This is a genomic window from Salicibibacter kimchii (assembly GCF_003336365.1).
GTDB classification, from domain to species: domain Bacteria; phylum Bacillota; class Bacilli; order Bacillales; family Marinococcaceae; genus Salicibibacter; species Salicibibacter kimchii.
The window spans coordinates 327,522-350,560 of record NZ_CP031092.1 but is presented as its reverse complement, the minus strand read 5'-3'; the positions used below and the strand labels follow the sequence as shown (position 1 = coordinate 350,560).

Genomic DNA, 23,039 nt, shown 5'->3' with positions numbered 1-23,039 from the left:
CCAAGCTTGCCACGTCCTGTGGCAATGCCGGCACTAGCATCTCCTGTGCGTCTAATTCATCCGGTTGCTTGGCTCTTCTATTTCATTCGTTTTTGGCCTTCTCGGCAGATGGAGAGCAAGGGGCATTCCGGACAGGATGGATTACGAGCTTTGCAATGATATCGGCCAAAAAAAATAAGCAAATGATGGCTTTTTGACCATTTATCTTCCGGCAGTTTTTCCATCAGTGTTTTTTCTACTTGCAAAACACTGTCTTTCCACCGACAAATGCCGAGTCGTTTCGACACGCGTTCCACATGGGTATCCACGGCGATGGCAGGCAAATCAAAAGCCACCGATGCCACCACATTCGCGGTTTTGCGCCCGACACCGGCGAGTTCCATTAATGCATCACGATCCGCGGGCACTGTGCCATTGTAGTGCGTTAAAAGAGAATGGCTCATTTTCTTTAAGTTTTTTGCCTTATTTCTGTAGAGGCCGATGGAGCGTATCGCTTGTTCCAGTTCTTCTTGGGAACTGGCAGAAATATCCTCGGGGCCTTTGTATTTTTCAAACAAACCCGGAGTCACTTTATTAACGAGGGCATCCGTACATTGGGCAGACAATATAACTGCCACAAGCAATTCAAAAGCGTTCCGATGCCAAAGCTCACATTTCGCCTCCGGAAACATTTCTTCCATTGTTTCAAGGGCATAAACGGTGTCTTTTTTTGATAACATGATTTTCATGCCTCATTTCGTCGCCTAATCAGCTTCCAACCAATTATAGTTTGGATACGGCCGGGTCGGTTGTTCTTTCGTTGATTTTCCCCTTTGCTTTTGTCGGAATTTTTCACTAAAGGCATCTGCTTCTTCCGGGGTTTTGATGCCGTTTTTTTGCCATTCAAAAAGGATGCGGTCAATGTAACGCAAATTTAATTTGCCCGATATAACCGCTTCACGCAATGCTGCTTGCACTAATGAATACGTGTAGTGATCTTGGTCAATCCACATGGCGAGGGTCTCCCCTTCCATTGGAGAAAGTGGACGGCCGAATTCATTTTCGAACAATCGGTACAGTTCCCCGGCATCTATATCGTTTTTATTTTTTTCCGGTGCGTGCTCTGCTTCAAGATAAGCAACAACTTTTTCGTAAAAAGGTCCAAGGCTATACGTTTCGTACATTACACCGTTGTCGTCTTCACTTTGTTCGAGACGAAGAACCCCTCGTTTTAACAACCTTCCGATCGCTTCTTGGCAATTGTTGACGGTTAATGTCATTTTTTGCGCCAATTGCTCGGGGGTTGGGAATGTATGGCCTTGCTGGACAAAACGGTGAATGTGAAGCAACAACATCATATCCTTCTCATTTATGCCAAGCGCATCGTAATAATCAAGAAATACGACTGGAATCGATACATGACCTTTTTCCAAAAGCTTGATCATAACGTCTCGTTCCATACGTATTCTCCTTTCGTTCATGGTTGTCTCTCTTTACTACTGATCGTTTTTATGATTCAAGACGTCGTACGCTCAATAAAGCGCTCGATCCGCTCTAAAGCAGCCATGATTAACGAAAGAGAGGTAGCATAGGACAAACGCACATTGTCAGGAGCGCCAAACCCTGATCCGGGGACAATCGCCACTTGTTCTTGCTCTAACAAAGCAGCTGCCCAATCGTCCACCGATGCGAAGCCACCGGCTTTTGACGCTTCTTTTACATTCGGGAATAAATAAAATGCGCCTTGCGGTTTCATACAACTGACGCCCGGGAGCTGAATGATCTTCTCGTATGCCCGGTCTAACCGTTCTTCGAACGCTTGACGCATCTCTTCAACGGCTGTCTGGTCCGAATTATAAGCAGCGATCGCACCGTACTGTGCCGGCGTCGTCGGATTTGATGTAGAATGGCTTGCCAAGTTGCTCATTGCCTTGATGATCTCCTTATCACCTGCAGCATAGCCAATTCTCCATCCCGTCATGGAGTACGACTTCGAAACACCGTTTACGATAATGGTACGCGCTTTTAAATCTTCCGAAAGAGCGGCGATGGAATAATGCTTTGCATCCCCGTAGATCAGTTTTTCGTAAATTTCATCGGAGACGATCAGGATATCATGCTCCGCCGCCACTTCTCCGATGGCAAGCAGTTCATCTTTCGTATACATGCCTCCGGTTGGATTACTTGGAGAGTTAACGATTAATGCCCTCGTTTTCGGTGTGATCGCATTCGTTAATGCTTCTTTTGTTATTTTGAAGTCGTTCTCTTCTTTTGTTTGCAAAACGTTGGGTGTTCCGCCGGCGAGTTTAATTTGTTCGGGATAGCTCACCCAAAAGGGAGCGGGTACGATCACTTCGTCCCCCTCGTCCAACAGAGCCTGAAAAATGGTATACAACGCATGCTTGGCACCTGAAGATACCATGATTTCCTCTTGTATGTAGGTGAGGTGCTGGTCTCTTTTAAATTTATCGATAATCGCTTCTTTAAGCGTAGGCAATCCTCCGGACGGCGTATATTTTGTCTCTCCTTCTTTCATGGAAAGGGTGGCTGCTTCAATGATGGATTCAGGGGTGTTAAAATCCGGTTCTCCGGCGCCCAAACCGATGACATCATGCCCCGCTGCTTTTAATGCTTTCGCTTTTGCAGTAATGGCCAACGTTGATGATGGGGTGATCTGTTGCACTCGTTTCGACAGTTTCATATTGCTCCTCCTTCAAAAGCGCAAGTCGCGCAATTGCCGGCGCTTTTACATAAGGGGATCCCTTGGCCGGCTTCCTTATTTAAAGTGTACGTAATGACAAGTAGAACTGCAACACTAAACAAAGGGTGTTGCATCTGCTGTATGCTGCTCAGGCTTCACTGTTGCCGGGCAGGCGGTATCGTTTGAATGATTCTCCGTCTTCCACTGTATAATACTCGTAGTGAAGGGCAGCGCTTGCGTCCGTATAGACGAGTTCATAGACGATCTCCTCTTCTTCGTAACCGATACGAATATCTCGCACATCGATTTCTCCATGCTCGGAACGAGCCTCATCGATGACGGTCTCTTCATCCGTTACGCCGGCAGTAGGGACGCGGTCGATCCGTTCATACCCCTCATCATAAAACCAATAATACGCTTCCCCGTCTGTTTGCGTTACCGTAGCTACATAGATCGTTTCCATGCCGAAGAATAAATGGAAATCATCAAAGGTTTCCGCATCTTCTTCCTCCGATACAAGCGATGCAACTGCTTCTTTTTGTTCTTCTTTTGGGACTTCAATGCTTTGATAAAATCCAAAAACACCAAGTCCCAATAAAATAACAAGGGTAACAGTACCCAAAATCATCCAACTTCGCATGGCACGCTCCCTCCTGATGAATCCTTTCTTTTGCCGTACACGTTAGCTGCCGATGCCGGCTTCCCAAACGAGGCACGGACTTGCATCCTTGCCGAGATTTTCTTTGTAAACGACGTCCGTGGTTTGGATATAATAAGACTGCTCTCTTCTAGAGGGAAATAAATAAACGCCCGCACACGAAAGGCTGTTTCACGCAGCCTTTCCTTTTTTGTCCTTTACGTATGTTTATCTTCTAATCAAGCTTAAAGGGAGGCAGCAAGCGTCGCTGACCTATTCATTGCTTCATGACGAATCTTCTCCTCATCCATGGTGAGGAGTTCGCCATCGCGCATGAGCGGCCGCCCTTCAACGAAAACGTCGGTTACATCGCGCCCTGAAGCGGAATAAACGAGTGTTCCGTGATTGATCCGCGGGATCATGTGTGCTTGATCACTATCGATGAGAATAAAATCGGCATCATAGCCTTCTTTAATGAATCCCGTGTTGGAAAAGCCAAGCGTGTTTGCCCCGTTAACAGTCGCCATCTCTACAACCGTTTGCGCATGTGTCGCGTTCGCCTCTTCTTCCACGCCTTTATGAACCATCGCTGCTTGCCGCATTTCATCAAATAGATCCAATGTGTTATTCGAAGCGGCACTGTCTGTGCCGAGGGAAACGGGAATACGGTGACTGAGCAGTTGGGGCAGCGGCGCGATCCCGGACCCCAATTTTAAATTGCTTTGCGGATTATGGGATACGTGAACGCCGTTCTTTTTCAATCCTGTCATTTCCGAATAGCTGATATGGACGGCATGTACGGCGAGCGAACCTACCGTCAGGATTCCCGCTTCCAAAAGATGGGCAACCGGGGTCATGCCATGCTTGGCTTCGTGTTCCTTTACTTCCTTTCGTGTTTCGGCAATGTGAATATGCAAAGGTAGCGATGCTTCCTCAGCTTCTGCTTTTGCATCACGCAAAAATTCAAGCGGGCATGTGTAAGGGGCATGGGGGAAAACAGCGCCCCGCAAGCGCCCACTCGAGGACGTTTGGCATGATTTCGCATAGTCAATGGCTGTTTTTAGCTTTTCTTGTTGCTCTTTCTTAGCGCCAAAAGCAATCATTCCGCGCGCAAGAGAAGCTTTCATACCCGATTCCTCCGCCGACAACGCCGCGCCTTCCCGGTTGAGATGATACATATCGGCAAAACAAGTCGTGCCGGACCGCATCATTTCAACGATCGCGAGTGCCGTGCCGACATTAGCACTTTCTTCATCCAATGAAGCTTCCGCTGGCCAAATTTTTTCTTTTAACCAGCGCTCAAGCGGCAAATCATCACTGATTCCCCTAAGCAATGTCATCGGTGTATGGCCGTGCGTATTGGCAAGCCCCGGCATAAGAATTTTCTTCCGACCATCTATTCGTTCCCAACCGTCTTCGGGCGGCGGATCCCCCTCTCCGACAGCAACAATTTTTTTGTCTTTCACCTTGATATATCCTTCAGGGATTATCCGCACCGCATCAATAATCGCTACATTCGCTATCACATAGGGGGGTATCATCGAACGTCGTCCTCCTGCTGGTAAAGTGAAACTTCCATCAGAGGTGGGTTTCCTCTGACTTTAAGGTACGCCGGCAAAGACCGCCACGTCCTGTGGCAATACCCGGCACTAGTACCTCCTGTACGTCGAAATCCGGGTGTTAGTCGCCGTAATCTCTTCGCTTACGGGGTTGAAGCGGGAGTTTTACGGGCGCTTCCCATCGTGGAAAAATTCGTCAGCGCGTGCAAGCAATTCTTTAGAGGGGGCGAAAACACTCGGCAATGTAGGCAAGGAACGCAAAAAAACCTTTCCATAACGGGCCTGGATAATGCGCTTGTCTAAAACAAAGATGAGCCCACGGTCTCTTTTTGTACGAATCAAACGTCCGAACCCTTGTTTGAAGCGAAGAACCGCCCGCGGCAAGGCAAGTCGGCTAAATGCACTGCCTCCACTCGCTTCGATCTGCTTCGCTTTTGCCATGTATACCGGGTCATCCGGCGGTGCGAAAGGCAAACGTACGATGATGAGTGCCCTTACGTCTTCCCCGGGTAAGTCGATGCCTTCCCAGAATGTCGTCGTTCCCATTAATATCGACCGCTCCTGGTTACGGAACTGTTTCACAAGTTTGGAACGGTTATCCCCATTCACGCCTTGAGCAAAAAGGGAATAATTCAAACGCTGCATATGCGGCTTCATCATCCGGGACACTGCTTTTACCATTTGATGAGAGGTGCACAGAACGAGTATCCGGCCGTTGACACTCGACGTGAGGGAACGAAGAAATTGGGCCACTGCTTCTGTAAAACGTTCCTCTCCATCCTGACGTATCTCCGGAAAATCTTCCGGAACAAGCAACTGTGCTTGCTTCTCATACTGAAATGGAGAAGAAAGTTGCAAACATTTCGGCTGGGTGTCCGTTAACCCGAGTTGGTCGATCGTATATTGGAAAGAACCTTTCACGGTAAGCGTCGCCGAGGTGAGTATAATGCTTTTCGTGTTTGAAAAAAATTTCCCGGAGAGCTGCTCGCTAATATTAATCGGCCTTCGGTACAACCGCAGACGGTCCGGTCGCTTATTGGCATCGCTCTCTGCCCAATACACTTCATTTTCAACAGAAGTTAGCAAAGATGCAAGTATCGATTGTGCTTCTTCCAAGTCATTGCAGAGGGTGTTCACTTTTTGCAGCAACGTTTCTTCCGCGGGCGTGAGTGCCTCTTTTTTTAATGTACGAGTGATGGAACGCCAGGCACGAATGACATCTTTTCCCCCTGCCTCCACCCGCTTCCAAGCATCAAATACATTGGTATCGACCACGTCTTCGGGGAGATATCCTTCGCTTTTTTGCCGTGTGCGTTTGTCTTTTTTTACAATCGCCGTTTGCAAAGCATTAAACAATTGATTCCACTCATAGTGTAACGATTGCAATTCTTGTTTGCGTTCGTTCGGCCAATCGGCAGAAACCGCGGTCGGATGCCTATCAATTACAACGGAAATATTGGCAAATAAACCGGCGTTTTCCTGTACCCCAAATTGATTGTACAAACGCATGAAATGTTGGTAACTCATGCTTGCTCCCAAGTGACGGCCGGCAGCTTCTTCCAAATGATGAGCTTCATCCACGACCAAATGCTCGTAGGAAGGGAGCGTACTCGTTTCCTGAAAATGATCCGTGAGCAAGAGGGCATGATTCGTAATAATAAGATCAGCCTGCCTGGCGTTGTCCCTGGCCCGCGGATAATAACAACGGGAGAAAAAAGTACAATTCGAATGTGTGCAAGATTCCGGATCACTTTTTAATTCTTCCCACAGGGCATATCCCCCGTTTGGCAAATTAAGTTCCTCCACATCCCCGGTTTCTGTTTCTGTCAGCCAAATCAACAGTTGAGCGACACTTAATTGTTCGTCGTAAGATGCTTGTCTCGCCCCTCTTATCTGCTCCAAAAAATGCGCGAACTTTTGTAAACATAAATAATGGCTCCGACCCTTTAGAACCGCCGCTTCAATTGGGAGACCCAACCCTTTTTCCAATAAAGGCACATCCCGATCCTTGATTTGTTGTTGCAGGGCAACGGTTTCCGTTGCAATCACGACCGGAGCCTCGTTCTCCCTGCTTTTGTAAACGGCGGGATACAAGTAAGCAAGCGTTTTCCCCGTGCCAGTTGCAGCCTCTACGATAAGGTGTTTTCCGTCCTCAAAACAAGCATGCACGTTTTCGGCCATATCCACTTGGCCGTTACGATGTTCGAAAGAGGGAGAGATACTAGACAGCGCACCGTCCTTTCCGAAAAAATGCTCGGCATGAAACGGGATCGACACCTTTGCTTGTGTTCGATTGTTTGCCTGTGGCTTTTTCAAAGCGAAGTCTCGATAAATGGCATAAGAGCTGTCATTTTTATGATGACTTGTTCTCACCGTTTTCATCGCTTCATATATACATAATTGCATCCCGCTAAACGTATCAGTGGTACAGGCTTCCAACTGTTGCAACGTGACAAACGGCAACGCATAAAGTTTTTTCTTCATCAGCAGCAAAAGATGAGCCGTAACTTCGGCATCACTCCCGGCGCGATGAGGTTGATCATGCACAAGGTTAAATTGCTCGGCTAATGAAGCCAACCGATACCCATCAAGCGTTGGATAGAGCATGCGCGCCATTTCCACCGTGTCTAACACATTGCCTTGAAAGGATTCATAACCGGCACGCTCAAGCTCATTGTTCAAAAATTGTAAATCGAAATCAATATGATGGGCAACCAAACAAGCGCCGTCCAAATCGTCTAAAATACGGGGCGCTAACTCCGAAAATGAAGGGGCATCAATAAGGTCATCCTTTGTTATGCCGGTGAGCCTGCTAACAAATGGGGGGATTTCCTGATCGCAGGACACAAATGAAGAAGCCGTCTTCGTGACTTCACCATTCCATACGACGGCCAGACCTATTTCGATAATCCGGTCCCCGTCCTGCGGCCGATTCCCCGTCGTTTCCACATCAATCACGACGAATTTATTCGATTTATTTAAGTTCATAGCATACATCACATCATTTTTCGCTATTCAATATCCCATATATTTTATCATAAACCGCCATTATCGTCATACTGGCAATTTCCCAGGGCATGGTTGGCTGGAGTACGAATTCTGGGATTATAAGATTAAATTTTAAGATCTGACTCGATGAATAACCACTTCTTGTGATCTGCTTTTTGAATCGTTCTGATTTTAAATTGTATGAGAACGTCTAACGTTCTCGTTTCAGCGATTTTGCTGATTTTAGAACTTATGACCACTTCTCAGATCCTTTTTGAAGTCCGTTTGACATACGCAACTAGAATAGTAATAGTTTTAAGTTAATCCCGCTCAAAAATAACATTGTCAATCAAACGCGCTTGTGGATAGCGAACGGCAGCAGCGAAAATGAGCTGTTCGTCCTTGTCATTCTCGTGCAACGGCTCCAGACTCGGGTATGTCAACAGCTCCACGTAATCGATGGAAGCCGTGATACGTTCCGAGAGGCTGGCCAAGATTTCGCGCTCCAAGGTCGCCGGACTCATCTTTTCCTGACGAAACCGTTCCTTGCCTTCTTTTAAAGTTTCATATAAAAGCGGTGCTTCTTTTCGTTCGCCCTCGCTTAAAAATACATTCCGCGAGGAAAGGGCCAGGCCATCTTCTTCGCGAACGGTTTCACCGCCGACAACGGTAACGTCTAAATGGAAGTCCTCACACATGCGCGTTAAAATCGCGAGCTGCTGGCTGTCTTTTTTTCCGAAATAGGCAGCGTTCGGACGTACGAGTTGCAAAAACTTCATCACTACGGTGGCCATCCCGTCAAAATGGCCGGGGCGATGCCGGCCGCAAAGGCGTTCGCTCATTTTTCCCACCCTAACGGTTACGGCCGGATCACGTGGATAAATCTCTTGCACCGACGGTACCCAAAGAACGTCGACACCTGCCGCCTTTGCTTTTTCAATATCCGCCTCTTCCTGTCGCGGGTAATGGTCATAATCTTCCCCTTCCCCGAACTGTAAGGGATTGACGAAAATCGTCATGACCACTTGGTCATAATCGGTGTTTGCTTGCTCCACTAACTGCAGATGCCCTTGATGCAACGCCCCCATTGTCGGCACGAGGGCAATCGATCCTCTATCCTCCATTTGCGCGCGACCGTCCAACCATTCTTTTTTTGTTCGGCAAATAAGCATCATCGTTCCTCCTTTTCGGCTGTAAACGCTAGCGGTCTGTCTCAGAAATTCTTTCTCGTTCGCAATACTCACTGTTCCTCCCGATGGTATGCATGTATCAGACAGACACTTTCGTTGATTTCATCAATCCTACAGGTAATCGATGCAAAAGCGTTATCGGATCCTTTGACCGGATTCACCCCATGCTGAGAGGGATAAAGATCATGCTGCCGTCCCGAAAAGGATGTTTTCCCACTTTGAGACGGACGATTTTCGCCGGGTCGTACCTCAAAGGGTGGCATATCAATCTGCGACCGACGAAGGAAATGAAATTCTGGAATAGAGTACTAGTTCCACCGGATTATTCCAAATCACCGCTATAAATCGAATGGACGTTCCCGTTTTCATCCTTTAATTGCAAGACGCCTTCACGGTTAATGCCCATCATGTGCCCAACGATGGTTTTGTTGCCTTGTACAGCTTTTACCGGTCGCTTATAAAGGGCCGCATATTTTTCCCACGCTTCCCGAATGTCCTCAAATCCGTTTTCGATCCAGATGTCATACCATTTTTCAAAAGAGATAAACAGGGCTTGCAAGATTTGTACCCGCGACCATTCTTTACCGCTTTCCACGTATAAGGACGTTGCTTTTTCCCGGAGATCATCGAGAAAATGGGTTTGTTTTTGATTAATATTTAATCCGATTCCGACGATCATCATTTGCATTTTGTCCGCTTCCGCTTGCATTTCCGTCAAAATGCCCGAAATTTTTCGGTTATTTATATAAATGTCGTTCGGCCATTTGATTTGCACGGGGAGTTCCGTCGTGTGCTGCAATGCTTCTGCTACCGCAACCGCAGCCACTAATGTTAACTGTGGTGCTTCTCTAAGCGAAATGTCGGGTTTAACAACAATGGATACACTGAGGCTTGTCTGTTCCGGTGATTCCCAAAGCCGTTCCATTCGCCCCCTTCCTCCGGTCTGTTCACTGGCAACGGCAGCTGTTCCATGAGGGGTCCCTTCACGATACGCTTCTTTTGCAAGCGTCTGCGTAGAAGTCACTGTCGGTTGATAAACCGTGGTCTGGCCGATGCTTTGCGTCGATAAACCCGCTTTAATTTCAGCTTCGCTTAATGTTTCCGGGCGTTCTTTCAATAGATAACCTTTACGGGGGACGGCTTCAATGACATACCCTTCCTTGCGTAGATTTTCCATATGCTTCCACACTGCAGTCCGGCTGACACCCAAACGTTCGCTTAATTGCTGTCCGGAAACATAGCCGTCCTTCATTTCCGCTAACACTTGCAACAGATTATGTTTCATCCCATCGCTCCTTTACCCAAGTAAGTAACGGACCCTTTTCATTTTTTACTTGCTTGTCAATCACTGCCATTTCCAATGCACGTAACATATTCCCGAGCCAAGGCCCCGGCTCGCGTTCGATATGGGCACTGATTTCAAGCGGGGAAACCGCCAGCTCATGCCGGTTAAGAATCGGTAATTCAGCCAAAAGCTTTCTGACATTCATTTCCCCTCCGGGGACGGAATCGGAGAGGACGTGGGCCGTTTTCTCCGCAGCCAAAGCCGTTTTTTCTCCGGCTCCATAAAGGGTTCGCCGGTCCCAGGTGGCCATCAGCCGCTTTCCCGTATAAAAAAACAAGCGGTGCACTGTATTTACCATTGCTTTTGACAAACGCCATTTTTTCAAGCGATGGCGTACATTTTTCTCTCCGAGCAGGTAAAAAAATACCACCCATTTTTCCGTAAGTGTATCGACCTTATTCAAAGGCGAAAACACGGGGGTTTTATGTAGGCCGGAGGCATCCGGACATAAAATCGAAAGGATGCCTTGCTCGTCCAGCCACTGCATGCCATAAGCAGCATCCCGGCTTTGGAACAGGCGGTTCAATTCTTCGCCGATTCGTTCGGCAGCGATTGCATTTAAGTGACCACGCTGGGCGCGGCAAGCTTTTGCCACACCGGGGTCCGCGATGAAGTGATACGCAGCCATCAAGCGAGATGCGCGCAGTATGCGCAGAGGATCCGACCGGATCGAATCCTCGCGGACGAGTCGTAGCTCTCGGCGTTCAATATCCCTCTGCCCGTGAAATGGATCGATCCACTCTCCTCTTTCATTTAACGCGACCGCGTTTACGGTAAAATCCCTTGCCCTTAAATTCTCCATCAGCGACCGCGCATGTAATTCACTGATTTCTACGCGTACATCATTCTTCCGCATAGAAAGAAGCGGGATATTCGTGCGTATGATAACAGCGCTGGGAAAGATACCTTTCAATTCACATATCGTTGCTGAAGTGACGATATCAAGGTCCACGAATGCTTCTTTTAAAAGCAAATCGCGAAGTGCTCCGCCGACAATATACGCCTCATGTCCGTAACGTTTCAATGTTTGCAGGATAGAGAATGCCACCTGCCATTCCTTGCTTTCGTTCATGGCATTCATGGAAGCTCCAGCATTTCCGCGTACAGGTTTTCATACTTGGTTACGATCGTATCACTGTTGAATTGAGAAAACGCGCGTGCCTTTGCAGCGTGAGCCATTCGTCGATGCATCGCTTTATCATTGAGAAGCTCGAGTGCTGCCTCGGCGGCTGCTTTATAATCGTAGACCGGGCAAATCATCCCCGTTTCTCCGTCACGAACCACCTCGGGGAGGCCTCCGATATTTGTCCCGATGACCGGAACGCCAACGGCCATCGCTTCCAATGCCGTAAGACCGAAGCTTTCCTTTTCCGATAGCAAAAGCATGACATCGGCAAGAGAGAGTAGTTCATAAATGCTGCTTTGGTTGCCGAGAAATAAAGCATCGTCTTGAAGCCCTTCCGCTTCGACAAGTTTTTCAATCGAATGGCGTTCTTGCCCGTCGCCAATGAGAAGCAGTTTGCTTGGCTTAGCCTGTCGTATGTAACGAAAAGCACGCACCACATCTTCGACCCTTTTCACGGGACGAAAATTAGACATATGTACGATCACATCTTCCTCGTCCTTGATTCCGTACCTTTGGCGTATGGCATGCGCATTGGCAGGCACGGAAATGTTAGGCGGAACAAAATTATAAATCGCCTCCATACGTCTTGCAATATCCAGTTGGTCCCTCGTTTGGTTTACGAGAAAGCGGGACACAGCCGTAACCTTATCCGAGCGGTTAATCCCATAGCGGATAATATTTTGCAAGGACGGGTCATGGGCAAGCACGGTAATATCCGTCCCATGGAGTGTCGTCATCACTTTCACGTTCCCGCCGCTCATATCTTTCGCAAGAGCAGCAGAAACGGCATGAGGAACGGCATAATGGACATGCAAAAGATCCAATCCATACATTTCAGTAACCTCGGCCATTTTACTGGCCAATGTCAAGTCATACGGGGGATACCGAAATATTTGGTATTGATTCACTTCTACTTCATGGAAATGAATGTTCGCGTAAGCTCGTTCCAATCGAAAAGGTAAGCTAGACGTAATAAAATGGATTTCATGCCCCTTTTCCGCCAGGCGTTTGCCAAGTTCGGTTGCTACAACCCCTGAACCGCCTACGGTAGGATAACATGTAATCCCGATTTTTAAGGCTTTCATAGTAAATCGGCTGGACCCTGCCCCTCCTTCCCTTTCTGTTATTCATGACGGCTGTCGTATGTTGAGAATGAGCGGCAAAAATATGCCGATAAGCAATGGTGACATTCATGAGTTCATCCTTCTTACGGTCATGGGCTATCAAGCAATATTCATGCGATCACTCGATCATCTGCTCAAGCCCGTAAATGAGCGTTTTGGTCGTCATCACCGTTTCCACTGCCAGTTTCACGCCCGGCATAAACGAACCGCGGTCAATGGAATCGTGTCTTATCGTTAATGTTTGTCCACTGCCGCCGAAGACCACTTCTTGATGGGCCACAAGCCCCGGTAAACGAACACTGTGAATCGGCATTCCTTCCACTTGTCCACCTCGTGCACCTTCGAGGGTTTCGCTTTCATTCGGATGGCCTTGTGTTTTCTCCCCGCGAACGTCGGAGATGAGGTTAGCCGTTTTTAAAGCTGTGCCTGACGGCGCATCCAGTTTGCGATCGTGATGTCGCTCGATAATCTCTACATCATCAAAATATCGGGCCGCCATTTGTGAAAATTTCATCATTAACACCGCACCGATTGCAAAATTCGGGACAATCATGGCACCCAACGATTTCGTTTCTGCTTTTTCCCTTAACTCTTCAATTTCTTCATCCGTAAACCCCGTCGTCCCAACCACCGGGCGAATATGATGATCGAGCGCGGTTTCCAAATGGTTTTTTGCTGCTTGCGGCGTTGTTAAATCAATCAATACATCTGCGTCCACCTCGGAAAAGCAACGGTCGGCTTCCGTATAGATCGGAACGTCTCCCTCCGAAAATTGAGTCTCTGTTTGCGGCTTATGATCTAGATAAGCAACAAGTGAAAAATGTGCAGTATGGGCGATCAAATCGCGGGCTGCTGTGCCCATTTTCCCGCGAGGACCCGCCAAAATAATACGAATTTCACGATTAGCCATTGTTATGCTCCTCTCCTTCATAAATAGATGTCCAACGATTCCTATCCCTATGATTGAACTTATGCATAACGCTTGTAAAGCTCTCCGTCATATCAATATCAAGGGAGTTGGCAAAACAAATGAGAACAAATAGGAGATCCCCGAGTTCTTCTTCCATTTCTCTTTCCTTTTCATCGCTTTTTTTCGGTTTTTCTCCGTAGTAATGATTAACCTCACGTGCCAGCTCTCCAACTTCTTCCGACATACGTGCCAACATGGCCAACGGGGAAAAATAACCTTCCTTAAATTGGCCTATGTATGCGTCCACTTCCGCTTGCATTGCTTTCATCGTTGGTTCGTTCATTGTCTTTCCTTCTCCTTCCATTAGAACATTTGCCCCTTCCTTTAAAAAAGCCTATAATATGATGGGCTTACCCCACGGCAAAGGAGGAATAGGTTTGATCCATTTTTTTCAACACGGCAAACGCATCATTATGATGCTGCTTGGAACCGCGCTCATGTCGTTCGGACTCGTTTATTTTAACATGGAAAACAATCTTGCCGACGGGGGATTTACGGGAATCACCCTCATCCTTTTTTTTATTTTCACGATTGACCCCGCGCTTTCCAACATCGTACTCAATATTCCCATGTTTTTTATTGGTTATCGTGTTCTTGGCCGTTCCCTTTTCGTGTACACTTTGATCGGAACGTTTGGGCTTTCCTTCTTTCTATGGTTATTCCAAACCTACCGGATTGTTGACGTCCCTCTTCAGGATGACCTTACCCTTGCCGCGCTCTTTTCAGGCGTTTTTATCGGAGCGGGTTTGGGGATCGTTTTCCGATATGGAGGTACGACCGGCGGTGCCGACATTATCGCCAAACTCACGTTTAAATATTTTGGCATGAGCATTGGCCGAACCCTCTTCATCATTGATTTGCTGGTCATTACCTCATCGCTCGTCTATTTAAATTACCGGGAGGCAATGTACACGCTCGTTGCCGTATTTGTCGCGTCCAGGGTCGTCGATTTTATCCAGCAAGGTGCTTACTCAGGGAAGGCTGCCTTTATTATATCAGAAAACAGCTCGGCCATTGCAGATGCAATCCTGCTCGAAATGGACCGGGGAGCAACCCTTCTAAGCGGACGCGGTTCTTTTACCGGCACGAATAAAGAAATTCTCTATTGTGTCGTCAGCCGTCATGAAATTAATCGCTTAAAAACAATTATTGAAAAAGTCGACCCTTTAGCGTTCGTATCCATCTCCAACGTTCAAGATGTAGCTGGAGAAGGATTTACATTTGATGACGAACAAAAACCGATGCAATGATTAGAAAAACTTGGCTTTCCACAATGATGATGGCAAAAAGCCTACCGTGTATTTTATACGATCCCTATATTTTCTGACCGTAAAAAAAGCGCCGGGGGCGTCGGCTCCCTGGCGCATGTTTCAAACATTGATTAGTCGTTGTTCATCATCACATACATGAGAACGAAGCGAACAAGTTCCAATACGGCAACAAGTGCACCCGCCACGTACGTAAGGGCAGCGGCGTTTAAAACCTTTTTGGATTCCTTTTCTTCGTCGTTGCGTATAACACCGCTGGAGACCAGCTGTGTCATCGCCCGATTGCTGGCATTAAATTCAACCGGCAACGTAACGAGTTGGAACAAGACGGCCGCGGCCATCGCGAAAATACCGACGAGCATCAGACCACTAAATTGGAGAAGCATCCCACCAATGATCAAAAAAATCGCCGAGTTTGAGCCAAAACTCGCCACAGGCACAAGCTTCGAGCGCAGGCGCATGAAACTGTAATCTTCCGCATCCTGAATGACGTGTCCGACTTCGTGAGCAGCCACGGACGTTCCGGCCAACGACGTTCCGTAATAATTATCTTCTGATAACCGTACCGTCTTGGAACGAGGATCATAATGGTCCGTCAGTGTGCCTTTTACCGGTTCGACGTTCACATCATAAATCCCGTTATCCTGCATAATTTTCGTCGCCACTTGCGCGCCTGTCATTCCCGTACTGTTCCCTATTTGCGAATATTTGTTGTACGTGGACTTCACACGCGTTTGCGCATAGATGGGGATAATCATAATCAGGGCAAAATAAATCAAAAGCGTCATTAAATCCATATTTTCACCTCCACACTTTCTCCTACCCTAGCTCTATTTTATTGAAATTGTATATATGCGTCAACGATCACGACTTCTGCGGCCCCTTCTTGCTTCTCCCCGGTATTTCCTCCAACCGGCGTACGAGAGTGAAAACAGTATCGCACCTCCAACGATGGCAATAACAGTGACGAGGGATGGGTCGTTTTCCTCCCTATCGCCTTCGTATAAACGGATCATTTGCTTTTCCAACGCATCAAAAAACGGTAGCGCTTCCTTTTCCTCTTTTAGACGGTGGCTATGTTCATCCATGAACGTGACAAGAGAGCGTACTTCTTCCCGGTCGGATGGCGACAATCGTAACGTTGCCGCAGGGTGGATCATTTCAAAGGTTTTCCTCCAATCATTCCACGCGTGCTGAAATGAAGTTCCTCCTTCGGATGCCGCTTCCCGTAACTGTGTCAATTGCTCTTCGACCTCGTGCCTCGTTTCTTTCCATTTCGGGCTTTCCGGCTGAATAACGGCATCAACGACATAATAAAAACCCATTGCCTCCGTCAGTCGTTCATCCCCGGCCACCGACACTTCCGTTAACGCACCTTCCAAGCGCTCATAACTCATTATAATGGTGCCCATATCGTGAACATCCAATGCCATTGCCTCATAGTCTGCTGCCGTTAGTTCATCGGCAAGTGCCTGTAGGCGATTCCGCCCTTCTTCATAATTTTCGGATCGAACGAGTGCAACAATCTCTTCGGCTTCGGCATCGATGTATGTCCAGCCTTCATGTCCTTGTCCTTCCTGCTCTGCGCCGAGACCCATGAGAAAGATCGTCGCCGCAAGCATGATTAACCAGCCTCGCACCGAACAGCCCCCTCCCTTGTCCTCTTATCGAAAGCATATGAAAAAAAGGACAAGAGTAGACCAGTTAACGGGGCAAAGAAAGACGATAGCGATGGTGCCGCACATTGAAAACGTAAACAACAGCGATCGCAGCCAAACCGAGCCAGAAGGTAAAATAACCGATGTGATCGATATAAGGCATCAAAACCGGGCTTACCCAAGGGTGCATCCCATAAACGTAGTCAATGATATCATTATGCACGGTCCAAATCCCAACCACGACGAGATGCCAGGGTTTCACGCGGTAATAGGGCAAAAATAACACCGCTTGCAAGGCCATTCCAAGATGGGAGGCGATCAGCATGTAATTTTGCCAGTTTACCGGCCCGCCCATGAGATCGGCGCCCACATTCATCACCACCGCCCAAATGCCATATTTGATAAGCGTGACTGCCGCGATAGCTTCCAATAGGCCGATATTCTTGCGCAAAAGAAATGCCGCCAACACTCCGGTGAAAAACAAACTGGCGGTAGGACTGTCCGGCACAAAGGGCAGAAAATAAACAGGTGTTTGCGCCAGCTGCCCTTCATACCAATAAAATCCATATAATGTCCCCCCGCCATTAATGAGCAACAAAACCCATAGCATCGGTGGGCGGGCTAAAAAACCTATGAATACTCGCAAAGCAGCCACTCCCCGTCCATAGCTAGATGTGAAAAAAGCTGACCTATGTCAGCTTTTTTCAATCATCCTTATGCTTCTTCTTCCGTATCTTCATCGTCTCCGTTTTCGTCGTCTTCAGCTTCCGCGTCGTCCGCATCAACGTCATCCTCGGCCAGGTATTCGAGCTCTTCGTTTACACCACCGCCATCGGCGACGTATTCGGACATAATTCTTAATTCTTCATCCGATCCATCAAACATCTCCGGAGGCATTTCTCCGATCCCGTGTACGGAAATTTCGGCAACGCCTTCCGAGTCATAAGGAAGTTCATATAGGTCAGGTCCTCGGACACCGGGATTCCCCTCCATGTTTTCCCCATGACAGGAAATACAACCCTGTGACTGATAGATCTCATAACCTTCATGCGCTTGATCGACTTCATAGATATCGTCATCGTCCAATGCAGCCTGTTCAGCATCGGCCGCCCAATCATGCTGATCGACCGATTCCCACGTTAGATAAACCACACTCAATATGGCGAGTGTCATCATCCCGGTTGCAATTGGCCGTTGGGATAATCTGCGCTCCGATCCTTTGTCCAACCACGGTGCCAGCAATAAAGCACCGAAGGCGACACCAGGAATAACGACGGACCCTAACACATCAAAATCACCGGATGCATATTGATATTTTAACAGCTGATACAAAAACAGGAAAAACCAGTCCGGCAATGGGATATAACTTGTATCAGTGGGGTCAGCTTCCCGTTCAAGCGGCGCCGGATGAGCGGCCGTTAAACAGAGAAAGCCGATGAGGAATACAGCACCGACAAGCCATTCCTTCAGCAAATAGTTCGGGAAAAAAGCCTCTGTCTTGCCGGGGTATTCCGAATAATCTTTAGGTATGTTTTCCATGCGATGTTCGCGTTCCGGAATTCTGGAGTCCGTAACGAACCTCATTCCTTTTCCTCGATGCATCGGTTCCCCTCCTCAAGAGTTTAGGAAAACCCAGAACTCGCCTTTAAACGGCGAGAATCATAGGTTTTTTTCATTCAGCTTATTGGGGCAATCTCCTATAGTGGCCCGGATATGCCCTGTTTGCGAATCATAATAAAATGAATGGCAATGAGCCCGAGCAATGCTCCCGGCAAGAAGAAAACGTGGATGGCAAAGAAACGCGTAAGCGTCTGAGCTCCGATAAATTCTCCGCCGGCCAACAAGTTGCTGATCAGATCACCGACAACCGGAACACTTTCGGCAATCTCCAATCCGACTTGCGTGGCAAAGTAAGCCTTCATATCCCACGGAAGTAAATAACCGGTGAACCCAAGGCCTAAAATAATGAAAAATAGCAGTACACCTACAACCCAGTTGATTTCACGGGGTTTCTTGTATGAGCCTGTGAAAAATACCCGTAACGTATGTAAAAACACCATAACTATAACAACGCTGGCTCCCCAATGGTGCATCCCGCGTACAATCATTCCAAACGCCACATCGGTCTGCAAATACTCCACAGACGCGTGTGCGTTCACGATATCTGGTACATAATACATCGTCAAAAACATGCCGGATAGAATTTGGATGACGACCGTAAAAAACGTCAATCCCCCGAAGCAGTACACAAATGCCGAGAAATGGTACCCGGGGTTTACGTGTTCAGGCACCTCGTGATCGGCCACGTCCCGCCATAGTGGGGTGACATCTATACGATCGTCGATCCAATCGTAGATACGTTGTAACATGACAAATGCCCCTCCTAGACTTGTGGTGATGGATTACCCAGTAATACTCTGCCGTCGCGAACTTCGTGGTCATAACGATGAAGCGGTTCCGTCGGCGGTGTACCGGGAACGTTCGTGCCATCTCTTTCAAACCTTCCGAAGTGGCAGGGACAAAAGAACTGCTCGGGATTATCTGGGTCCGTTCCCCAGTTCACTGTACAGCCTAAGTGCGTACAAATGGGGGAAAGTGCAACGATCTCATCCCCATTCAAATAGATCCACACTGTTTCCTGCACTGTTTCGACATGCCACCCGTGGTCTTGCTCGTATTCCATATCAAAGGCTTGTGGTATGTCCGTCAATTCGTCTACGCCTGCAACGTCAATCATGTCCCCTTCTGCATCGGCTTGCAATATAGGATCCACACCAAACCGTACCATAGGCATGATCAAACCAGCGGCCATAAAACCGCCCGTGCCCAATAACGCATAGGTTAAAAATTGTCGTCTTGATACATTGTGGTTTTTCTCCATGATACTCCCCCCTACGTTCTTGAAAACTTTTGCAAAAGTTTCGCCCTCTATGATGGATGATGCCGAGATATTGTTGAACGGCGTCGCTAGGTTTGCAACTTTTCGCTGCTACCGCTCGAATAAACGGACAAGATTAAGACATATACATAATAGCCTAGCGACTCAGAGCATGTCAATCTTTTGTACATTGCTATTTGTATATGTTTTTTTAGATGCCGCTTTCCTTTTGCCACTCTTTCATCACCCGGGGCAAAATTTCTTTCATCTGATCATTCAAGGTTTTTTGTTGTAACTTCTTGTCCATATGCTCGATGGGTAAATGCGGGAACCATAACAAAAGGCCGGGGAGTTCATCTTCATCGTTTTTCCACTCGGGGTCTGACGTTACCCAGATCACGTGATTTTTCCCGTTCGCCCTCAATTCATCGGCCCAAGCGCCCACGTGCCGAAGCAGGTCCTCCCGAGGGGCTTTTTGCGGATAGACGAACGGAGGCAGTTGCAATAATCTCCCGCGAAACTGCTTTTCCATTTCCATTGCTACCAATGATATGTATTCCCCCATCGCTACGTGGGTTTTCATATCTTCACCGAGAGACACAGATAAAAGCGGAACGAGAACCGTGTCCACATAGGATTGGGATTGTTGATACGTATCGATATCTGTCGTTTGCCATCGCATCGAAGGTTCTCCTTTTTCAACATCTCGCGTTCAATTATAACGGATGTAAGTTAAAAAAAGCCAGTCCAAAAAGAAAAAACATGCTATTGTTCACGGGATTGTAACTCTTCCACGAACATAGCCAATTCATGATTCTCAGGTTGCTGTCGCGACGCTTCGACGAGGACAGCGAGGGCTTCTTTTTGCCTGCCGTTCTCCAACAAAAGATGTCCATACTCTTCCAATGCTTCCTTATTTGTTTCCAAATATGCAGGAACGTGTTCATAGAAAGGCAAGGCTTCCTCGATTTCATCTTCGATATAATGCGCCTTCCCTTCGTAATAACTGAACAAAGGATCTTCTTCTCCTGCTTCCCGCAACTCCTCAATCGTTCTTTTTATATCGTTGCTTCGCTCTTGGTTCGCATATGTTTCCAGCAATTTTGCGCTCGCGTCCATATTTCCCGGATTAAGGGCAGTTGCCTGTCGCAAATAACTTTCCGCTTTTTCCAAATCCCCGAGGGCATGATGAAAGCGTCCCCCTTCGGCGTAGAGATGCTCATTGTAATCATCGGCTTCCAAACCTGCTTCAACGGTTTTCAAGGCTGCTTCATACTGCCGGTTCGCCTCGTAGGCCTCGATTAAAGGAGCATACAAGCTGGTGTATTCAGGATCGGCCTCCCGTAAAGCTTCGAGCTGTTCAATGGCTGTTTGATAGTCACCGAGTTGCAATGCTGTAAATCCGAATCCAAACAGTGCTCGCGGTTCTTTTTGCTCTTCGATGGCCTGCGCGTAATAATCCATTGCCGTTTCAAATGCTCCCGTATTACTATAGGACTCGGCTAAAAGCAAGTGCAAATTCGATTCTCGCGGGTCAAATCCTTCTTGGAGCGCTTGTTTCAAGTATGGAATCGCGCTTTGATAACTCCCCTGTTCTACGTAATAACTCCCGATGCCCGCCAATAAAATCGGTTCATCCGGTGCCTCTTCAAGTGCCAAAAACAATTTCCGTTCCGCTACTTCTTCAAGGCCTTGGAGATGATACAAATCAGCGAGCAGCATCTGCGCTTCCAAAAAGGCGTCATCATCCGAGCCGATCGATTCAAGCAAATCAATCGCTTCTTCTTCTCGGTCCAAATCAATCGCCGCTTCTGCTTTCAGGGTCAACAAGCTCCCTTCAAGCGGATAGGTTGCCAATAACTTGTCGGCAATCCTGAGCACTTCGTGCGGATGGCCGAGCGATTGATAAACAGTGGCAATTTCAAACCGTTGATCATCATCGGCGCTTTTCTCAATTTGGCTTATTTTTTGCAGGCCGCTTTGCACATCCCCTTGCTCAAGAAGATCAAGCGCCCGTTCCATTTCCGTCTGCAATCAAATCTCCCTCTCTGCAATAGATCCTTCTCGCTTGAGTGTCTAACACCCTTCAGTATAGCAAACGAAAAGCATAAAAAAAACCTGAATGCATCACGAGTAAACGCTTACATTTCAGGTCGAACCAAATAGGCTCTAAGGTTATGGATAGGAGTGGAGAGAAACCATACGCTGATTCTTATTATAAAGCATCTCCGTACATTGTCAATAAACTTTTAAAAAAAATTGTAAGGGAAAGCGAAAAGCATTGGCTTTTCGCCCTACCGAGCCGTTTTCGTTTCTTATTCGCTTAATAAACGTAACGTTTTATAAAATTTCGGGAAAGAAACGGCGCTTGCCTGAGCACCATGGATCGTCGTTTCTTCTTTGGCAATGAGGCCGGCAATGGTAAATGCCATCCCGATCCGGTGATCATTGAAACTACTGACTTCCGCACCCGTGAGCGTCGTCGGCCCCTCTATGATTAATCCGTCTTCGGTTGCTTGTACATTTGCCCCCATTTGACGCAATTGCGAAGCTGTTGCATCAATTCGATTCGTTTCCTTAAACTTTAACTCCGCGGCATCCTTAATAACCGTACGCCCTTTTGCCTGTGTTGCGATGACCGCGAAAACAGGGATTTCATCAATGAGACGTGGGATTAACGACCCGGAGATTGTGACGGCATGTAACGGTTTTTCGCGGACCACAATATCAGCAACAGGCTCTCCGCTGAGGACACGCTCGTTTTCGAACGTCACATCTCCCCCCATTGCAGCGAGGGCATCAATAAAGCCTGTGCGCGTCGGGTTCACACCAACGTTTGTCATGCGTAAATCGCTGCCTTTCACGATCGCCGCGGCAGCGAGCAAAAAAGCTGCGGAAGAGATATCTCCCGGTACATCCACGTCACGTGCCTGTAACGGCTGTCCTCCGGAAACCGAAACCTCGTTACCGGATACGTCAATGTTAACCCCAAAAGCCTGTAGCATGCGCTCCGTATGGTCTCGCGAACGGTATTCTTCCCGAACGATTGTCTTCCCCTGTGCCTGTAATCCTGCCAATAATAGCGCGCTTTTTACTTGGGCACTCGCCACGGGAAGTTGGTATTCAATTCCGGTTAATGGATGCTCCCTACCGGGGATCGCGATCGGGGTATACGTACCGTCCCGCCGTCCGTGGATTTGTGCTCCCATCAAGCGTAACGGCTCGGTTATTCTCGCCATTGGCCGTTTCGCGATCGATTCATCGCCGGCCACCACGGAAAAATAAGGTTGACCAACCAAAATTCCGAGCATAAGCCGGATCGTTGTTCCGGAATTGCCAACGTCCAACAGCTCCGAAGGTTCATTCAACCCTTCGAACCCCTTACCCTCAATAACAACTTTCCCCTGGTTTCGGTCATAATGAATGGCAACACCCATTTTTTGAAAACAGGCAATGGTTTGCCGGCAATCTTCCCCGTCTAAAAATCCGCTCACGGTTGTCCGTCCGTGAGCGATTGCTCCGAACATAACCGCGCGATGAGAGATGGATTTGTCTCCGGGTACCGTCGTGCTTCCGCGCAAGGCGCTTGTAGCAGTAATTGTCTGCTTGTCCATGT

Annotated in this window: 22 protein-coding genes; 1 reads left to right on the top strand and 21 read right to left on the bottom strand. The window is 47.7% G+C overall.

Going from position 1 to position 23,039, the window contains the following annotated elements:
• Positions 1-77: 77 nt before the first annotated feature.
• From nth to DT065_RS01980, 12 genes are all read right to left on the bottom strand, one after another.
• Complete coding sequence (gene nth / locus DT065_RS02035; RefSeq protein WP_114370424.1) at positions 78-719, bottom strand: endonuclease III; 642 nt, start codon at positions 717-719, stop codon at positions 78-80.
• A 24-nt stretch (positions 720-743) separates the two neighbouring features.
• Positions 744-1,439 carry a DnaD domain-containing protein gene (locus DT065_RS02030; RefSeq protein ID WP_114370422.1) on the bottom strand — a complete coding sequence of 232 codons (696 nt, stop codon included), beginning with the start codon at positions 1,437-1,439 and terminating at the stop codon, positions 744-746.
• Positions 1,440-1,495: 56 nt separating this feature from the next.
• A complete protein-coding gene (locus tag DT065_RS02025) occupies positions 1,496-2,680 on the bottom strand; it encodes a pyridoxal phosphate-dependent aminotransferase (RefSeq protein WP_114370420.1) in 1,185 nt (394 codons plus the stop codon).
• Between the two features lie 148 nt (positions 2,681-2,828).
• On the bottom strand, positions 2,829-3,320 hold the full coding sequence (locus tag DT065_RS02020) for a hypothetical protein (RefSeq protein ID WP_114370418.1): 492 nt from the start codon (positions 3,318-3,320) through the stop codon (positions 2,829-2,831).
• A gap of 242 nt (positions 3,321-3,562) precedes the next feature.
• Positions 3,563-4,858 (bottom strand): amidohydrolase, encoded by a 1,296-nt coding sequence (locus tag DT065_RS02015; RefSeq protein ID WP_114370417.1) that lies wholly within the window; start codon positions 4,856-4,858, stop codon positions 3,563-3,565.
• 183 nt (positions 4,859-5,041) lie between these two features.
• Positions 5,042-7,864 carry an ATP-dependent DNA helicase DinG, 3'-5' exoribonuclease type gene (gene dinG, locus DT065_RS02010; protein WP_160112359.1) on the bottom strand — a complete coding sequence of 941 codons (2,823 nt, stop codon included), beginning with the start codon at positions 7,862-7,864 and terminating at the stop codon, positions 5,042-5,044.
• Between the two features lie 320 nt (positions 7,865-8,184).
• Positions 8,185-9,108 (bottom strand): pantoate--beta-alanine ligase, encoded by a 924-nt coding sequence (panC, locus tag DT065_RS02005; RefSeq protein ID WP_227002699.1) that lies wholly within the window; start codon positions 9,106-9,108, stop codon positions 8,185-8,187.
• 268 nt (positions 9,109-9,376) lie between these two features.
• Positions 9,377-10,339 (bottom strand): biotin--[acetyl-CoA-carboxylase] ligase, encoded by a 963-nt coding sequence (locus DT065_RS02000; protein WP_114370411.1) that lies wholly within the window; start codon positions 10,337-10,339, stop codon positions 9,377-9,379.
• Complete coding sequence (locus DT065_RS01995) at positions 10,329-11,480, bottom strand: tRNA nucleotidyltransferase/poly(A) polymerase-related protein (RefSeq protein ID WP_114370409.1); 1,152 nt, start codon at positions 11,478-11,480, stop codon at positions 10,329-10,331. Before DT065_RS01995 ends, DT065_RS02000 begins: the two co-directional genes overlap by 11 nt.
• Entirely contained in the window at positions 11,477-12,610 is a 1,134-nt protein-coding gene (bshA, locus tag DT065_RS01990) for an N-acetyl-alpha-D-glucosaminyl L-malate synthase BshA (RefSeq protein WP_114370407.1), read from the bottom strand. The genes DT065_RS01995 and bshA overlap by 4 nt, the downstream gene beginning before the upstream one ends.
• A 157-nt stretch (positions 12,611-12,767) precedes the next feature.
• Positions 12,768-13,559: a 4-hydroxy-tetrahydrodipicolinate reductase gene (dapB, locus tag DT065_RS01985; RefSeq protein WP_114370405.1), complete on the bottom strand. Its 792-nt coding sequence runs from the start codon at positions 13,557-13,559 to the stop codon at positions 12,768-12,770.
• A complete protein-coding gene (locus DT065_RS01980; protein ID WP_114375992.1) occupies positions 13,552-13,902 on the bottom strand; it encodes a nucleotide pyrophosphohydrolase in 351 nt (116 codons plus the stop codon). Before DT065_RS01980 ends, dapB begins: the two co-directional genes overlap by 8 nt.
• Before the next feature lie 130 nt (positions 13,903-14,032).
• On the opposite strand from DT065_RS01980, the gene DT065_RS01975 reads away from it, so the two are divergent.
• Entirely contained in the window at positions 14,033-14,869 is an 837-nt protein-coding gene (locus DT065_RS01975; protein ID WP_227002781.1) for a YitT family protein, read from the top strand.
• Positions 14,870-15,000: 131 nt separating this feature from the next.
• On the opposite strand, the gene DT065_RS01970 is transcribed toward DT065_RS01975, so the two are convergent.
• The 9 genes from DT065_RS01970 to aroA all read right to left on the bottom strand — a co-directional run bounded on the left by DT065_RS01970 (position 15,001) and on the right by aroA (position 23,037).
• The gene (locus DT065_RS01970) at positions 15,001-15,675 is read right to left on the bottom strand and encodes a zinc metallopeptidase (RefSeq protein WP_114375990.1); all 675 of its coding nucleotides are present in this window, start codon (positions 15,673-15,675) and stop codon (positions 15,001-15,003) included.
• A gap of 69 nt (positions 15,676-15,744) precedes the next feature.
• Positions 15,745-16,527, bottom strand: coding sequence for a sporulation protein YpjB (locus DT065_RS01965; RefSeq protein WP_114370402.1), 783 nt, complete (start codon positions 16,525-16,527; stop codon positions 15,745-15,747).
• A gap of 64 nt (positions 16,528-16,591) precedes the next feature.
• Positions 16,592-17,191 (bottom strand): DUF1405 domain-containing protein, encoded by a 600-nt coding sequence (locus tag DT065_RS01960; RefSeq protein ID WP_472511544.1) that lies wholly within the window; start codon positions 17,189-17,191, stop codon positions 16,592-16,594.
• Between the two features lie 68 nt (positions 17,192-17,259).
• The gene (locus DT065_RS01955; protein WP_114370400.1) at positions 17,260-18,147 is read right to left on the bottom strand and encodes a menaquinol-cytochrome c reductase cytochrome b/c subunit; all 888 of its coding nucleotides are present in this window, start codon (positions 18,145-18,147) and stop codon (positions 17,260-17,262) included.
• Between the two features lie 95 nt (positions 18,148-18,242).
• Positions 18,243-18,914 (bottom strand): menaquinol-cytochrome c reductase cytochrome b subunit, encoded by a 672-nt coding sequence (gene qcrB / locus DT065_RS01950; RefSeq protein WP_114370398.1) that lies wholly within the window; start codon positions 18,912-18,914, stop codon positions 18,243-18,245.
• Between the two features lie 14 nt (positions 18,915-18,928).
• Complete coding sequence (locus DT065_RS01945) at positions 18,929-19,426, bottom strand: Rieske (2Fe-2S) protein (protein WP_114370395.1); 498 nt, start codon at positions 19,424-19,426, stop codon at positions 18,929-18,931.
• Between the two features lie 208 nt (positions 19,427-19,634).
• A complete protein-coding gene (locus DT065_RS01940; RefSeq protein WP_114370394.1) occupies positions 19,635-20,105 on the bottom strand; it encodes a YpiF family protein in 471 nt (156 codons plus the stop codon).
• An 83-nt stretch (positions 20,106-20,188) separates the two neighbouring features.
• Positions 20,189-21,457, bottom strand: a complete 1,269-nt coding sequence (locus DT065_RS01935; protein WP_114370392.1) for a tetratricopeptide repeat protein — start codon at positions 21,455-21,457, stop codon at positions 20,189-20,191.
• Positions 21,458-21,738: 281 nt separating this feature from the next.
• Positions 21,739-23,037: a 3-phosphoshikimate 1-carboxyvinyltransferase gene (gene aroA / locus DT065_RS01930; RefSeq protein ID WP_114370390.1), complete on the bottom strand. Its 1,299-nt coding sequence runs from the start codon at positions 23,035-23,037 to the stop codon at positions 21,739-21,741.
• Between the last annotated feature and the right edge of the window lie 2 nt (positions 23,038-23,039).

Excerpts from the sequence above, each read along its gene's own strand:
- nth (WP_114370424.1), bottom strand. The coding sequence starts at position 719 with ATGTTATCAAAAAAAGACACCGTTTATGCCCTTGAAACAATGGAAGAA.
- DT065_RS02030 (WP_114370422.1), bottom strand. The coding sequence starts at position 1,439 with ATGGAACGAGACGTTATGATCAAGCTTTTGGAAAAAGGTCATGTATCG.
- DT065_RS02025 (WP_114370420.1), bottom strand. The coding sequence starts at position 2,680 with ATGAAACTGTCGAAACGAGTGCAACAGATCACCCCATCATCAACGTTG.
- DT065_RS02020 (WP_114370418.1), bottom strand. The coding sequence starts at position 3,320 with ATGCGAAGTTGGATGATTTTGGGTACTGTTACCCTTGTTATTTTATTG.
- DT065_RS02015 (WP_114370417.1), bottom strand. The coding sequence starts at position 4,858 with ATGATACCCCCCTATGTGATAGCGAATGTAGCGATTATTGATGCGGTG.
- dinG (WP_160112359.1), bottom strand. The coding sequence starts at position 7,864 with ATGAACTTAAATAAATCGAATAAATTCGTCGTGATTGATGTGGAAACG.
- DT065_RS02000 (WP_114370411.1), bottom strand. The coding sequence starts at position 10,339 with ATGAAACATAATCTGTTGCAAGTGTTAGCGGAAATGAAGGACGGCTAT.
- DT065_RS01995 (WP_114370409.1), bottom strand. The coding sequence starts at position 11,480 with ATGAATGCCATGAACGAAAGCAAGGAATGGCAGGTGGCATTCTCTATC.
- bshA (WP_114370407.1), bottom strand. The coding sequence starts at position 12,610 with ATGAAAGCCTTAAAAATCGGGATTACATGTTATCCTACCGTAGGCGGT.
- dapB (WP_114370405.1), bottom strand. The coding sequence starts at position 13,559 with ATGGCTAATCGTGAAATTCGTATTATTTTGGCGGGTCCTCGCGGGAAA.
- DT065_RS01980 (WP_114375992.1), bottom strand. The coding sequence starts at position 13,902 with ATGAACGAACCAACGATGAAAGCAATGCAAGCGGAAGTGGACGCATAC.
- DT065_RS01975 (WP_227002781.1), top strand. The coding sequence starts at position 14,033 with ATGATGCTGCTTGGAACCGCGCTCATGTCGTTCGGACTCGTTTATTTT.
- DT065_RS01970 (WP_114375990.1), bottom strand. The coding sequence starts at position 15,675 with ATGACGCTTTTGATTTATTTTGCCCTGATTATGATTATCCCCATCTAT.
- DT065_RS01955 (WP_114370400.1), bottom strand. The coding sequence starts at position 18,147 with ATGCATCGAGGAAAAGGAATGAGGTTCGTTACGGACTCCAGAATTCCG.
- qcrB (WP_114370398.1), bottom strand. The coding sequence starts at position 18,914 with ATGTTACAACGTATCTACGATTGGATCGACGATCGTATAGATGTCACC.
- DT065_RS01945 (WP_114370395.1), bottom strand. The coding sequence starts at position 19,426 with ATGGAGAAAAACCACAATGTATCAAGACGACAATTTTTAACCTATGCG.
- DT065_RS01940 (WP_114370394.1), bottom strand. The coding sequence starts at position 20,105 with ATGCGATGGCAAACGACAGATATCGATACGTATCAACAATCCCAATCC.
- aroA (WP_114370390.1), bottom strand. The coding sequence starts at position 23,037 with ATGGACAAGCAGACAATTACTGCTACAAGCGCCTTGCGCGGAAGCACG.